Source organism: Nocardia sp. NPDC058058 (genome assembly GCF_042885355.1).
GTDB lineage: Bacteria > Actinomycetota > Actinomycetes > Mycobacteriales > Mycobacteriaceae > Nocardia.
Genome location: NZ_JBHVSA010000005.1, coordinates 466,056 through 480,017, shown reverse-complemented (window position 1 = coordinate 480,017; position 13,962 = coordinate 466,056). Strand labels below are relative to the sequence as shown.

Below are 13,962 nucleotides of genomic sequence, written 5' to 3'. Positions count from 1 at the left end.
CTTTCGGTGAACGTAGCTCGAAGCACCGACAGAAACGATGAAACCCCCAGGTGGTCTGGGGGTTTCGGAGAACATCAGTGCAGCGAGACCGTGGTGCCGCCGCTGAACATCGAGTCGTGCAGGACGATGTGGTCGGGGACCGAGTCGGCGGGGAGGTCGTAGACGACCTGGGCGGTGATTTTGTTGCCGGGGTTGACGCTGGCGTAGAGGCTGGTGTCGGACTGGAGGTTGATGGCGGCGGCGGTGTCGTTGCTGAATTTGCGGTTTTTGGCGTCGTAGACGTATTGGTCTGTGGGGGAGAAGGATTGGGGTTTGTCGGAGGTGTTGGTGATGGTTATGGAGACGATGGTGTAGGAGCCTTGGGCGGTTTTTTGGAGGAATTGGTTGTCGCCCACCGTCTTTACGCCGGACTGGACTTCGGTGACTACGAACTCGAATTTGCCGTCGCGGACGGGGGTGTTCAGGCCGGGGAGGGGCTTGCTGGGGTCGACGCCGGGGGTGGATGAGGAGGAGGACGAGGAGCCCTTGCTTATCAGCGCGCCGCCGATGCCGCAGACGGCCACGATCGCCGCGAGGATGATCAGGATGGTGCGGAGGGTGTGGGACTTCTTGGGCGGCGGGGCGGGCTGCTGGTACTGGGGGTAGCCCTGCGGGGGGAGATGGCCGGGGTAGGGCTGATTCGGGTGGGACATGGGGTTCCTTTGGGCAGGTTCGGGAGGTCCCCGGTCGCTGACCGGGGACCTATTGCGTTGGGGTGGAGGTTGTTTCGAGGCGGACGCCGGTTGCGCGGGTGGGACGGCGACTCCGCGACCGGCGTTATTACTCGGCGACCCAGTTGCAGCCGCTGACGTCGACAACGTCGCCGGCGTTGAGCTTCACGAATGAAGCCCCGGTGTACGACTGGATGTCGATCAGCTCGGAGGACTTCGCGCCCTTGTACGGCAGCCAGGTGATGAAGCAGGAGCCGTAGTCCTGGTCGCGGGGGCCGTCGGTGCGGTAGGTGCCGGGCTGGACGTCCTGGCCTACTACCTGCTGGCCCTCGTGGAGCTGGGTGGCGGCGGCATTGGCGGTGCCACCGATGGCGAGGGTGGTGATGGCGGTGGCGGCCAGGAGGGCGATGGCGTTGCGGCGCATGGGTTTTCCTTCGTTCAGGGATTGGAGATCGGGTGGCCGGGTTCGGCTCTGTCCCGCTGATGCAAAACCGTAAGAGACGGTGAAAACATTGTCAACCCAAAATCTGTGATTGATTTTTGCTCATGCGTCCAGCAGTCTGGGGGGAACGTTTACGAGAGGAGGGGTATGTCGAAGCCCGCTTCAGTGGTCAGTGCCGCGGAGATTTCGCGGTTGGCCGATGTCACGCGTGCCACGGTCAGCAACTGGCGTCGGCGGCATGACGACTTTCCCAAGCCGATTGCCGGGAGCAGTGAGGCGCGACCGCAGTTCGACCTGCGGGAAGTGCAGGAATGGCTGCTCGGTCACGGTGTCGAGGTTTCCGAGTCGCCGGTGACCGAGCTGCGGACGCTGGTGCGGTCGCACACCACGCCGGATGCCCTCTCTCGGTTGATGGCGGGGCTTCGCGCCTCGAAGGGGACGTGGAGCGCCGGCAAGCGAGCGGATGTACACAGTGGGGGCGATGTACACGGCGAGACGGATGTAAACAGCGACAGCGTCACCGAGCTGCTGCGGTTGCTGGAACGCGCGGCCGCTGCGGACGGTAACCGTGCCGCCCTGGACGTACTCGCGGAGCGTGCGCTGGAGGACACCGCGGCGACGGGTGTGTACATCACACCGGAACCTGTCGCGAAACTGATGGCGACGCTGTTGGATTCGCCTTCGGCGTCGGAGCTGCGGAGCGTGCTCGACCCGGCTTGCGGCAGCGGGTCGCTCCTGTTGGCGGCGGCCGGTGTCGGCGCGGTCGAGCTCTACGGTCAGGACGCGCTGTCCGTTCAGGTTGAGCGCACTCGCCTGCTGCTCGAAGCGGACACCGATCTCGAACCCGTTGTACGCGAAGGCGATTCCCTCACCTCCGACGCGTTCGACAACCTGCGCGTGGACGCGGTGCTCTGCAATCCTCCCTACGGACAGCGTGATTGGGGCTCCGGCGAGCTCGCCTTCGACACCCGCTGGGACTACGGCACGCCTCCGCGCGGTGAGCCGGAGCTGGCCTGGGTGCAGCACGCCATAGCGCATCTGCGCCCCGGTGGCACCGCCCTGCTGCTACTCCCGCCGGCCGTGGCGACCCGCCCTTCCGGTCGGAAGATTCGCGCGGGCCTGGTGCGCAAGGGTGCGCTGCGCGCGGTCATAGGACTTGCCCCCGGGGCGGCGCAACCGTGGCACGTGGGATTGCAGATTTGGGTGTTGCGACCGGTGCAGGCGGGTGAGACTGCTTCGGAAACAATGCTTTTCGTCGATACGACAGCGCTGCCGGTCGCCGCCGAAGGAATCGATTGGGAGGCCGTCACCGGATCGACGCTCAAAGCGTGGCGTGCCTTCGATGGCGAGAACTCCAGCACCGCAACCGTTTCCGGACTCGCAGCCACGGTGCGCCTGGTCGAGGTGCTGGACGATGAAGTCGATCTGACTCCGGCACGCTATGTCCGCTCGTCGCTGGATTCGGACACCGTCTCGGATCAGGTCGACGACGCGATTCGCCGACTCTCCAGTGTGGCGGCGGAATTGGCCGAAGTGACCGCCGTGCTCGGTGGCTGGTCCGGCACATCGGGCAAGTCCTGGCGGTTCGTGTCCATCGCCGACCTGGTGAATTATGGCCAGCTGGAATGGATTCGAGCGTCGCCGCCCAGCTCCGGCCGTCAAGCGGATGACTCCCGCGCCATTCTCACCGCTCCTGATGTCGCGACCGGGAGCCCTGCTTCGGGCAGCTTCAGCACCTCCGCGCCCGAGACCGAGGTGGAGATCAGGACCGGTGATGTGCTGATTCCGGCCGTACGAAGCGACCGAACCGGCGGCCGCAGTGCGCGTGTCGCAGGTCCTGAGGACCAGGGGGCGATCCGCGGTCCGCATGTGCACCTATTGCGCGCCGACCGGGATCGGCTCGACCCGTGGTTCCTCGCCGGCTTCCTCACCGGTGCGGAAAACGTCTCCGCCACCCGTACATCCACCATCCGATTCGATCCGAGCCGCCTGCGCGTCCCGGTGCTGAGTCTCGCCGAGCAGCAACGCTACGGCGAAACCTTCCGCCACCTGTTCCTGCTCCGCGGCGCGGCCCGCCGGGCCACCTACGCCGCCGAGAGTGTCGCGGAACTGGTGACCACCGGGCTCACCGCGGGAGCCCTCGCACCGGATGAGAAGGATGAGAAGTAATGCACGGGCGTACATCCGCTGCTCGACGCCGAGCGCTGCTACGGTTGCCGAGGACCGCAATGGGAGTGCGGCCGGTGAACGCGTGGGGAGGCAGGCCGTGACGGGGGATATCGCCGCTCATCCGGGCTATCGCGCGTTCGCGGAACACGAATTCGATGCCGTCGTGCACGATCCCGCGAACTTCGGGCGTGCGCGCTGGTCGACCGTCGATCGGGCGTCGGTGTGGCTGCGGGAATGCCTGGGGCATGCCGAAGCGGGCGGATTGGTCGCCGTGGCAATGCCGTCGAGCGCGGCGACCGGACCCGATTCGCGGGCACTGCGAAACATGCTGCTGCGGAACGGCGTACTGCGCGGCATCATCTCCGGATTGCCGGATGCGCCGGATCTGTGGCTGCTTCGGCAGAGCGATACGCATCCGAGTCATGTGCTGCTGATCGACGCGCTCGGTGAGCCCGGGCTCGCGTCGAATGCCTGGCGCGCTTTCGAAGTGGATTCGGCGCACCCGGATGCCGCGCCCTACGCGGTGCGAGTGGTCGACCTCCTCGATGATCGAATCGATCTGGCACCGCGCGGATCTGCGGGTGATTCGTCTGCCGAGTACGCGGCGCTGCGGACCACGCTGGTGGGACAGCGGGTATGGGCGCCGCCTGCGCTGGAGTCGAATAGCGCTGAGCACAGCGCGATCTCGCTGGAAGAACTGGTCGATGCGGAGGCGGTGGCCTGTTTCGAAGCGCCACCCACCGTTGCCTCGGAATCCGGCGAGACACCTTTGCTGTCGGCGAAGGATGTCCGGCTGGGTCGTCCGGCCTCGCGCTGGGGCAATACCGACGCCAGCGGCGCGGTCACCGTCCGCAAAGGCGATGTGGCCGTGGTGATCAGCACCGAACCCGCTGTCCGCGTCTGCGCCGATGACGGTGTGCTGCTCGGTTCCGGCATCCAGTTGGTGCGCACCAATGCCAAAGCCGTCGATCCGAATTTCCTCGCCGGTGTCCTGCGCGCCGCGGTGGACGCGGCGGACGGCAGTCACGTCGACCTCTACCAGGTCGCGGTGCCCAGAATCCCGCTCGCCGAACAGCGTCGCTACGGCGCAGCCTTCGAGCAGCTGACCGCACTGGAAACCGCCTGGCAGCAGCAGCGTTCGACGATGGAGCGCCTGGTCCGCACCGGTTTCCGCGGCCTCGCGCAGGGGCTGCTGCGGCCCCCGGATCACGCCGCATCGTCGCAGGCCCGCGTCCCACACGGCAGCGGTGACGAGTAGCGTGTCGGTTTTCCTGAAATCACGGAGGTAGGTGCGGTGCAACCGCAGGTCGTCGGCGGCCGGTACGAGCTGATCAGTGAGATCGGCGCGGGCGGCATGGGGCAGGTCTACGACGGCTTCGACCGCCACCTGCGGCGGCAGATCGCCGTGAAGTTCACCCATCCGAGTCTGGACAAGGATCCGGATTGGACGAAGCGCTTCTTCCGGGAAGCGGAGTTCATGGCGCAGATGCGGCATCCGGGATTGCCGATGATCCATGATGCGGGGATCGAGCCGGGGACGCCCGAACGGCCTTATCTCGTAATGGAATTCGTGAAGGGCGTGACCTTCGATGACCTGCTCGATCGGCGGGGGCCGCTGCCGGTCGGGGTGGTCGCGTCGCTGGGGTCGCAGGCGGCGGCGGTGCTCGCCGCCACGCATCGCAATCGCATCTACCACCGGGATTTGAAGCCGTCGAATCTCATGCTGTGCGATGACGGGACCGTGAAGGTGCTCGATTTCGGGCTCGCGGTATCACTCGACGCGGACAAGACCCGGTACACCAGCACCGGACACACCTTGGGCACACCGGCTTTCATGGCACCGGAGCAGGTCGAGGGCGGAACCGTTGTGCCGCAGACGGATCTGTACGCGCTGGGCCTGGTGCTGCACGAATTGCTCACCGGCGACCGGGTTATGACGGGCAGCTCCCCATATGTGGTGTGGCAGAACCAGGTTCATCAGACCCCGCCCGATATCCGTTATGAGCGACCGGAAGTCCCCGTCGAGCTGGCGCGGTTGATCATGGCGATGCTGGCCAAATCGCCGGATCAGCGGCCGGATGACGCGGCGACGGTGCACTCGGTGCTGCTGCGCTATGCGACGGGAGTCGGGTCGCTATCGGAGGTCAGCGACCCGCTCAGCCCCGCGCATATGTACGCCCGGGCCATCGCGGCCGGCGGCTCATCGCGGACCGCTCAGACGGTTGTGTCTCCTACGCGCGTGTTGCGAAATTTGCCGGAGAAGCCGCCAACCGTCCCTCCGGCACCGGTTCCCACCGATTTCAGCCGCGGCGATCTGCAGCGCGCCATGCGCCGCGCCCGCGATTTCGCCGACGACTCCCGCTACGACCCCGCCGTGCACGAATTGCAGACCGTGGTGGACAAGGCGTTGCCCCGATTCGGCTCCCGCGACGCCGACGTCGTCGAAGCCCGCCTGCGCCTGGCGGACCTGCGCTTCGAAAGCGTCGACTATGCCGGTGCCGCAGACCTTTACCGCGAACTCATCGACGACCTGACCGCCGAACGCGGCCCCTACGACGACCACGTCATGTACTGCCAGCGCCGCCTCGCCGCCTGCCACGTCCACACCGGCGACGTCAAAGCGGCCCTGACCCGCCTGAAGCGACTGCACAGTCAGATGGCGGTCCGCTACGGCGAACAGGACAGGCGCGTCATCGAATTGGCCGCACAGATCGGTCACATCAAGGCCAACTGACCACCAAGGACCGACTAGTCGTTCTCCTGTGAGCGTTTCACATTCCCGCCGGAATTTGCGTCATCGCAGCCGCTCTGCGACGCATACTTGACTGACAGCACGATCGCAGGGGGTGCGATGGGCGGCGTTGGCGAATCGATCTTCTGAGCGTTGCTGGTTGCGGGCAACGCGGCCCAGTTCATTCGACGATCAGGCAGTCGGCGGCCACGAGTTCGAGCGCCGACGAGCTCGGGTTGGAGCGGGGATGACCGAGAAGCAGGAGGTCGTGTCGGCCTTCGAGCGCGATGGCGTATCGGCCGGGATTCGATGGGCCTACCGGTCCGCTATCGCGGAGACGATGGAAATGTACGCGGCGCGCGCAGGTCTTGATGAAACCTGGGTGGGTACAACCAGATACACGTTGCTGCGTGATCGGCTGGACCGAGTCTTCAGCTGTGAGCGCTTCGGTGTCGGAGCGGGAAGCGCTGGGGTCGAGGAGACTCCCGACTCGGCCATCCGTGACCTCGGTGACATGCCCGAACTGGGTATCGACCTGGTGGCTCGCGACGGTCTGAACGGAAGCCCCGGATGGGTCCATGGGAAGCATCGATTCCTGTTGGCCTCCAGTAAGTTCGGGCAGATCAACCACATTCCATGGCCGCAGAAGAGCCGGACGAAGCAGGGTGTGGCACGACAATCCGATCCCGATTCCGGTCAACAGTCGCTCTTCGATCCCTTCGCTCCCGACGAGATCGACGGGTTGGCGGCGGTTTCCGCCGCATTGGCGGAGCGGGAGCTGGATCTGCCGACTTTCGTTGTCGCACACAGTCTTGATCGATTCACCGGCGATCATGAACTGGTCATCGGCCGGCCGCAATTCAACCTCGGCGGCGGTGATGCCTGGGTGTGGCAACACAATCTGCTCGATCCGCCGGACAGTGCCGTGGCCGGGCCGAGTGGTCCGCCGCCGATCGGCCCGGATCCTGTCCCCGATGCGCCGGTGCGTTTGCGCGGGCCGGTAGCTGACCAGCGAACCGAGCGTGGTACTGCTGGATAGTGACCGTACGCACGCCGAACATCGAAAGGGCAATGGAGGTTTCGGCCTTTTTCGACGGTGCCAGGCTGACATTGGCGCGGCATTTGTCGGGAATGCGCAAAAGCGAACTCGCGGAATCGCTCGATCGGAGTGTGAGCGAGGTGTCCGCCTGGGAATCCGGGATGTTGCGTCCGCGGGCGTCCGTGGTGGCCGAGCTCGCGCTCGGCCTGGCGATTCCGGCGGAATTCCTGATGGTGCGCCCGGACTCGATACTCAGTACGACACCGCATTTCAGATCGCTCCGGACCACCACGCAGTTGGACCGGGATCAAGCGTTCGCGTACGGGCGGCTCGCGGTCGAGGTGGCTTCGACGCTGGAGAGCCGGGTGGAGTTCCCCCGGGTCGAGGTTCCGCGAATTACGGTCGCCATCGACGATTTGGACAGTGCCGCGCCTGAATGTGCTGCTCGCTCTGTTCGCGAGGCCTGGGGTCTCGGTACCGCGTCGATACGTCATGTTGTGCGGTTGGTCGAGAACCATGGTGTGCTCGTCATTTTCGGCTCGGCTCGAACGACGGCGGTTGCCGCCTACTCCTTCGAGGGTGCGCACCGGCCGATTGTGGTGCTGGATCCGAATGTGGAAGATCCCCACCGTCAGCGATTCGATGTCGCACACGAATTGGGGCATCTGGTTATGCATTGTGATGCTGAACCGGGTCATCGGGTGGCCGAACTCCAGGCGGACCGCTTCGCGGCGGAGTTTCTATTGCCGAGTGCGCAGATGGGGGACTCATTCGCGACCGGCGGTGCCGGCGGCAGACTGGTTGATCGGGAGGTCGGCACGGCGGTTGCGCCTGTGATCGAGCAGCCGTCATTGCTGCCGCGTGCGCTGGAACTACTGGACGAGGTCGGGATCCACGGCCACCACTTGATCGCGGAGTGCCGGGTTTCGGACGCGGATTTTCGGACCGTGACCGCGCGCTATCCGGTTGCGCGGCATGTGAAAACGCCTTCGTTGCGCGATGACTCCAGCTATGCCGATCGGGTGGTCTCGATGGCGGATTGGTCGCACCTGAAAGGTGAGTCGACCTGAACCCACCGGTCGGAATCGGTTGATTTCGAACACTTTTGAAATAGCCCTCGATGACCTGTCGGACCCATGCCCTATGGTGTCGGATGCAGAGCATCCGCAGCGACCTCGGAGCGTCATGACCAGTGCGACTCAGACCGTTTTGTCCCTTGTGGTGGTGCTCGACAAGGTGGGAGACCGGTTGGTTGTTTGGCATGTGAATGTTGGTCGGGCCATGGGGCTTTCGCGGCTATCGGGCGCTTGGGTTGTTGGGGATGATGAGGGCGCGGCGATCGCTACGCTCACCGGCGGGTATGACGCCGTGTGGTGCGACGAGGTTGCCGAGGGGGTTGTGACCGGGGGTGTGGTGGATCTCGATGCGACGGTGGCGGCCGCGCGTGCCGAGGTCGATGCGGTGGACGTGCTCTTCACCGAATATCAAGAGAAGCAAGGGAATAAGTTGATCCGGCCGGAATGGCCGGAGTTGGTGCACCCGGTGCACGCGCGGCAGTTCTTGTACGGGATGGATGAAACCGTGAGGGAGGCACTGATTTTGGCGCGCGGAATCGCTGACTTGGCCGACTCGTGGGCGGATTTCGAATCATTGCGAGTGGCAAGAGCTTTCCTCGCCGAGCATGGCGGTCCTGCCGTGCGTCCGCTGCCACTCGTGGTGCGGTGACGATGGCGGGACTGTCGTTCGCGGCAATCGACGTCGAGACGGCGAATTCGTCGCGCGGCAGCATTTGCGCTGTCGGCGTGGCGATCGTTCGTGAAGGCGTGCGGCTGGCCACGCACTCGTGGCTGTGCCGTCCACCTCGGTCGGTGGATTTCTTCTCCCACCACAACATTCGCGTGCATGGCATCTCCGCCGGAATGGTCGCGGATCAACCGGTCTTCGCGGCGCGATTCCCCGAAGTGCTCGATGTGGTAGCCGACCTCCCGCTGGTCGCCCACAATGCGGGCTTCGACAGCGGGGCCATTCGCGAGGCCTGCCGCCACAGCGGAATCGATTCCCCGAGTTGGGATTTCAGCTGCAGCCTGGCAATGTCCAGACGACACCTCGACCTGGACAGCTACCGCCTCCCCGATGTCGCTGACGCACTGGACATCTCGCTACTGACCCACCACGACGCGGCGGCCGATGCGACGGCCGCCGCGGACATCGTCCTGGCCCTGGCCGCCCGCACCGGCATCGATTCCCTCGGTGATCTCGAACGCCTCGGAAACGAACGCCCCTACCGCCCCCGAGCCACCGCGCGCCGGGCGGAAACCCGCCGCTCGGAGACTCTCCGCACCGAAACCCCTCGCCCCCGCCGCTCCTTCTTCGCCCGCGAGGAACTGGTGCTCCCGGAAATTACCGGCACCGACCCCACCCACCCCCTGTACGGCCAAATCATCGTCTTCACAGGCGATCTCACCACCCTGACCCGCCAGGAAGCCTGGAACATCATCGCCGCCTGCGGCGCCACCCCCGCCAAGAACGTCACCAAACGCACCACCTGCCTGGTGATCGGCGACGGCTTCACCGGCACGGACTCGACCGCCTTCACTACCACCAAAGCCCACCGCGCCGCCTACCTGCGTGCCCAAGGTCAGCAGATCGCGGTCCTCGACGAACAACTCTTCCTCGCCACCCTCAAACCGACTGTGAATATGTCCTGATCTTCAACGGTCAACGGTCAGAAGAGATGACCGACGGCGAGACCCGCGAGAAAAGCCAACACGATAAGGAAGAACCCGAGGAATCCGGCGAGCAGGCCGATTCCGATGCGTCGACCGCTACCGGGAAAGAAGACGAGCACCGCACCGGCGACGCCGGGTGCGAAAAGGCACCATACGGCGCCATTCGGAACCCAGCCGATGAAAGGCAAAGCTATGCAGAGGAATCCGAGGATGGCTGCAGCGAAACTCTCCGGGCCGAATGATTCCGGTCGGAGATAGCGGCGTAGCGGTTCGGTCACAGGGTCGCCGCCCAGAGTAGGAGCAGGAATGCGCCAGCAGTCGCCACACCGAGCGCCGCGCCCTGCGCAGTGGGCGTTCGCCTGCGCCAGAGCAGCGTTACAGCCAGAACCGCAATTGCCGCCCCGATCGAGAAGAGCAGGTGCCGCGACGGATCGGCCTTGGGATCGGAGTCGGTAATCGCGGCAACGACGGCCGCGAACAATGCCGCCTCCCCGGCGATGGCCAGTGGGAGGGTAACTGTCGCCGATCGCCAGAAGGCGCTATCGGCCGTGAAATTCTGGATTCGAGTAGGCCGCGCCATCTACCGAAGCCAGTGGTCTCGAAGCCAAACCGTGCACAGCATCAACACAATGACTGCGAGGGCGCTGAGTAATGTGACCGCAAGGCCAACTCCGACCTGGCGTGCCCGTCCACCGATGCGATGGAGCACCGCGATGATCACAAGTTCGACCAGGAAGAAGAGTACGAGGAAGAAGTAGGCGAAGTTCAGCGTGAACAGGGACGTGACATTCAGGAATCCGCCGATCGCCGCGCTGACGAATGACGTCCGACCGAATCGAGGTTCGCGAGCGGGCAGGAATTGCCGCTGATCGTTGAATTCGGTCACCACACGATCCCCGCTCCGCTGTACAGTAGTATTTCGAAAAGTGTTGCGATAAGCCAGATTCCGGCGGTAACGACTGCGGCCAGGGCGAGAGGTTTCTGTTCGCCGAGCCCCCTTCGGAGCAGCGGGATCGTGGCGAGCACGCTGACGCCGTTCGTAATCAGGAAGGCGCGCAGCGGAAGATCGGGTCCGTCCAGATCGATGATCGCGACGCTGATCACGAAAACCATCGCCTGTGCGACGAGAAGGACCGCGACGCTCAGTGTCGCGACCTTCCAATATCGTTCCTGCACTGCCGATCCCATCGACATCAGATCATTCCTTTGGGTACTGGTACCGGGACATACGGTGGTGCTGTGGTCGGGCCGAGTTCCACCGACGGTCTGACCGAGGTTTTCGTGTCGGACACGGGATTCCAGTCGTAGAAATCCGAGAAAGCCTTACCGCCGGAACCGATGTCGTGATGGAACGGCAGGTTCACCGCCGGGCCCCAGGATCTGCCGGTCACGGCCGAATCGATGGCAATCGTGCTGGTCTGCCCATTCGGCCGGTCCTGATAGACCTCCAGCGACGGGTAGTCGGTTCGAGTTCCATTGACCTGAACGCCATTGGCTCCCGGGGTGAATACCAGATCGCCGTTCACGGTGATCGTATGGTCGCCGAGCACCGAATGGTCCTTCGCCACGCCAGGGGCGAAGGGGTTCGCGGCATCGTATTGGATGCGTACCGCACCGTCCGGGTTCTGCCAGACCCGGCCGTTCGGGGCCTCAACCTTCACCTCGCCGGGAGTTCCGTCGCTGTTCTGCTCGACGGAAGGGTTCTGGCGCATGACCACGATGCCGTTCTCATAGTCGACATAGGCGGTCACGCGGGTGTGTTCGGGATCGAAATTCGAGTCGGCCGAGCGATTGTCGCCCCGGTCGCGCGGGAATGGGTTGACGCCCTTCGGGGTCGAGGTGACATCGCGCTGTTCGATGAATTGCCCGGTCCGCACGACGCCCTGACCTCTGACCGGATCGATGCGGGCCACTCGAATCTCGGGTCCGACGCCCTGATATTTCGGGTCGTAGCTCTTCGGATTGAGAGCCTCGGCGGTCGACCAATCGGCGGGGCTGGTCGGCAGCCGCGCGAAGACCTGCTGGAATGCCGCTGCCGATGTTTGGAGGCGTTCCGGATCGGCGCGGGTATCGCTCGTCTTATCGGTCTGGATTACAGCGTTGGCCGCGGCGAGTGCGGCGGCCGGGGCCATGGCTTCCAATTCGCTGTTGGCCGTGGCGATCTTCGCGCCCCATTCGGCATCGGCGGCGAAGAGGGTGGAGGCCAGGCCCGCCAGGCGGGAAAGTTGTAGTCCCGCTTCGGAATTCCAGTCTTCTACGCCCTCGATCGACCAGTCGTCGCCGATGGAGACCAGTGGGTGGACGTAGTTGAGGATGATCGACTTGATGGTGGCGATGGGGTCGGCCATGGCGCTTGCCGCGCCGGCGCAGGCTGTGGCCAGGTCGTCGTAGGCGGTGGCGATGGCGCGCATTTGGGTTTGTTCGGCGTCGGCTTTGGACTCGGCTGCTTGGCGGGCTGCGCCCTGCCATAACAGGTCGTAGATGGTGGCGTGCATGGTGCCGGAGGCTTTGACTATGGCGTCGGCGATTTGGGTGGCGTTGGTCGCCGTGGTGGCGTAGCCGGAGATGTCCCAGGTCAGGACTTGGAGCGGGGTGGGCATCAGCGGCCTGCGTGGGGGTCGCCCGAATTGATGTCGGTGAGGGCGGCGATGCGGTTGGCGGCGTCTGTGTCGGTGCCGCGGTAGGTGTCGGCGGCGACGACGAGGGTTGCGGAGAATTCGTTGAAGCGGGCCTTCAGGAGGTCTTTGGCTTTGCGGCTCAGGTTGTCGGAGGGGGACAGGGCCGCACCTACCGCTGAGCCTGGCATCTTTGCGGCAACCGGTTCGGCGCCCAGTCGGGGAGCGCGGTCTATATCGCCGGGGAGCAGGGCAAGTGCGCCCGCGGCGGCGCGGAGGCCGTCGGGGTTGACTTCGAATGGCATGGTGCTCCCTCAACTGCAAACTTCCGGCAGACTCTATCGCAGACTGCTATGACCGGTCTGCCGGGAATCGGGTGGATCACAACCAAGGGGTCGGTGGCGGATAAACTCCTGCGCGTGACCGACGAGAAGCTGTTGCAGGGGCCCATCCACAACGTCCACGTTGAGCTCGGGGCGACGTTCGCGCCGTTCGGGGGGTGGGAGATGCCGGTGTCGTACGCGGGGACCGTGGGGGAGCACACCTCGGTTCGGACCGCGGTCGGGCTGTTCGATGTCAGCCACCTCGGGAAGGCCACGGTTGCGGGGCCGGGGGCGGCGGCGTTCGTGAATTCGGCGCTGAGCAATGACCTGAATCGGATTCGGCCGGGGAAGGCGCAGTACACGCTGTGCTGCACGCCCGAGGGCGGTGTGATCGACGATCTGATCGCCTACTACGTCAGCGATGACGAGATCTTCCTGGTGCCGAACGCGGCGAATACCGCTGCGGTGGTTGCCGAATTGCGGAAGCAGGCTCCCGAAGGCATCACGGTGACCGATGAGCATCGCGGGTACGCGGTGTTCGCGGTGCAGGGGCCGAAGTCGGCGGAAGTGCTTGCGGCGCTTGGGCTGCCGACCGATATGGAATACATGGCGTACGCCGACGCGGAGTGGGAAGGCCGGCCGGTGCGCGTGTGCCGGACCGGCTACACCGGTGAGCACGGCTACGAGCTGCTCCCGAAATGGGATGACGCCGAAGCGGTTTTCCGTGCGATCGTGACGCAGGTCGAAGCCGCCGGTGGTCAGGCCGCCGGGCTCGGTGCGCGCGACACGCTGCGCACCGAGATGGGTTACCCGCTGCACGGACATGAACTCTCCGTTGATATTTCGCCGTTGCAGGCGCGCACCGGCTGGGCCGTGGGCTGGAAGAAGCCGGAGTTCTGGGGCAAGGCCGCGCTGGAGCAGGAGAAGGCCGACGGGCCCAAGCGACTCCTGTTGGGCCTCAAGGCACTCGATCGTGGCGTACTGCGCCAGGGCCAGGCCGTGATGCGCGGCGACGAGCAGGTCGGCGAAACCACCTCCGGCACTTTCTCGCCCACCCTCAAGGTCGGCATCGCCCTCGCCCTGCTCGACACCGCCGCGAAGCTCGAGCCCGGCGATGAGGTCGAGGTCGACGTGCGCGGCCGCCGCCTCAAGTGCGAGGTCATCCGCCCGCCCTTCGTGGAACCGCACACCGCCTGACGGCTGT

Annotated in this window: 16 protein-coding genes; 9 read left to right on the top strand and 7 right to left on the bottom strand. The window is 65.1% G+C overall.

From position 1 onward, the window contains the following. Positions 1-74: 74 nt before the first annotated feature. Positions 75-692, bottom strand: a complete 618-nt coding sequence (locus ACFVUS_RS40780; RefSeq protein ID WP_387779812.1) for a DUF4352 domain-containing protein — start codon at positions 690-692, stop codon at positions 75-77. A 127-nt stretch (positions 693-819) separates the two neighbouring features. After that, entirely contained in the window at positions 820-1,134 is a 315-nt protein-coding gene (locus tag ACFVUS_RS40775; RefSeq protein ID WP_387779809.1) for a hypothetical protein, read from the bottom strand. Positions 1,135-1,299: 165 nt separating this feature from the next. Here ACFVUS_RS40775 and ACFVUS_RS40770 point away from each other — a divergent pair, with 165 nt between their 5' ends. From ACFVUS_RS40770 to ACFVUS_RS40735, 8 genes are all read left to right on the top strand, one after another. Further along, positions 1,300-3,321 carry an N-6 DNA methylase gene (locus tag ACFVUS_RS40770; RefSeq protein WP_387779806.1) on the top strand — a complete coding sequence of 674 codons (2,022 nt, stop codon included), beginning with the start codon at positions 1,300-1,302 and terminating at the stop codon, positions 3,319-3,321. Further along, positions 3,311-4,579, top strand: coding sequence for a hypothetical protein (locus ACFVUS_RS40765; protein WP_387779803.1), 1,269 nt, complete (start codon positions 3,311-3,313; stop codon positions 4,577-4,579). The genes ACFVUS_RS40770 and ACFVUS_RS40765 overlap by 11 nt, the downstream gene beginning before the upstream one ends. A gap of 36 nt (positions 4,580-4,615) precedes the next feature. Beyond that, positions 4,616-6,055, top strand: coding sequence for a protein kinase (locus ACFVUS_RS40760; protein ID WP_387779800.1), 1,440 nt, complete (start codon positions 4,616-4,618; stop codon positions 6,053-6,055). A 244-nt stretch (positions 6,056-6,299) separates the two neighbouring features. Further along, positions 6,300-7,091, top strand: coding sequence for a hypothetical protein (locus tag ACFVUS_RS40755; protein ID WP_387779797.1), 792 nt, complete (start codon positions 6,300-6,302; stop codon positions 7,089-7,091). Positions 7,092-7,222: 131 nt separating this feature from the next. Further along, a complete protein-coding gene (locus tag ACFVUS_RS40750; protein WP_387779794.1) occupies positions 7,223-8,161 on the top strand; it encodes an ImmA/IrrE family metallo-endopeptidase in 939 nt (312 codons plus the stop codon). Positions 8,162-8,276: 115 nt separating this feature from the next. Continuing rightward, a complete protein-coding gene (locus ACFVUS_RS40745) occupies positions 8,277-8,816 on the top strand; it encodes a hypothetical protein (RefSeq protein ID WP_387779791.1) in 540 nt (179 codons plus the stop codon). A gap of 2 nt (positions 8,817-8,818) precedes the next feature. After that, complete coding sequence (locus ACFVUS_RS40740) at positions 8,819-9,799, top strand: exonuclease domain-containing protein (RefSeq protein WP_387779788.1); 981 nt, start codon at positions 8,819-8,821, stop codon at positions 9,797-9,799. A gap of 26 nt (positions 9,800-9,825) precedes the next feature. Next, positions 9,826-10,062: a hypothetical protein gene (locus ACFVUS_RS40735; RefSeq protein WP_387779785.1), complete on the top strand. Its 237-nt coding sequence runs from the start codon at positions 9,826-9,828 to the stop codon at positions 10,060-10,062. A 32-nt stretch (positions 10,063-10,094) separates the two neighbouring features. Here ACFVUS_RS40735 and ACFVUS_RS40730 read toward each other — a convergent pair whose 3' ends face one another. From ACFVUS_RS40730 to ACFVUS_RS40710, 5 genes are read right to left on the bottom strand one after another with little or no spacing between them, the layout of a single operon-like run. Then, complete coding sequence (locus ACFVUS_RS40730; RefSeq protein WP_387779782.1) at positions 10,095-10,400, bottom strand: hypothetical protein; 306 nt, start codon at positions 10,398-10,400, stop codon at positions 10,095-10,097. Next, the gene (locus ACFVUS_RS40725; RefSeq protein ID WP_387779779.1) at positions 10,401-10,709 is read right to left on the bottom strand and encodes a hypothetical protein; all 309 of its coding nucleotides are present in this window, start codon (positions 10,707-10,709) and stop codon (positions 10,401-10,403) included. It lies immediately after the preceding gene. Continuing rightward, on the bottom strand, positions 10,703-11,014 hold the full coding sequence (locus ACFVUS_RS40720) for a hypothetical protein (RefSeq protein ID WP_387779776.1): 312 nt from the start codon (positions 11,012-11,014) through the stop codon (positions 10,703-10,705). Before ACFVUS_RS40720 ends, ACFVUS_RS40725 begins: the two co-directional genes overlap by 7 nt. Then, positions 11,014-12,420, bottom strand: coding sequence for a hypothetical protein (locus tag ACFVUS_RS40715; protein ID WP_387779773.1), 1,407 nt, complete (start codon positions 12,418-12,420; stop codon positions 11,014-11,016). Before ACFVUS_RS40715 ends, ACFVUS_RS40720 begins: the two co-directional genes overlap by 1 nt. Then, positions 12,420-12,740, bottom strand: coding sequence for a hypothetical protein (locus ACFVUS_RS40710; protein WP_387779771.1), 321 nt, complete (start codon positions 12,738-12,740; stop codon positions 12,420-12,422). Before ACFVUS_RS40710 ends, ACFVUS_RS40715 begins: the two co-directional genes overlap by 1 nt. Positions 12,741-12,854: 114 nt before the next feature. Here ACFVUS_RS40710 and gcvT point away from each other — a divergent pair, with 114 nt between their 5' ends. Then, positions 12,855-13,955 carry a glycine cleavage system aminomethyltransferase GcvT gene (gene gcvT, locus ACFVUS_RS40705; protein WP_387779768.1) on the top strand — a complete coding sequence of 367 codons (1,101 nt, stop codon included), beginning with the start codon at positions 12,855-12,857 and terminating at the stop codon, positions 13,953-13,955. The last annotated feature ends 7 nt before the right edge of the window (positions 13,956-13,962 follow it).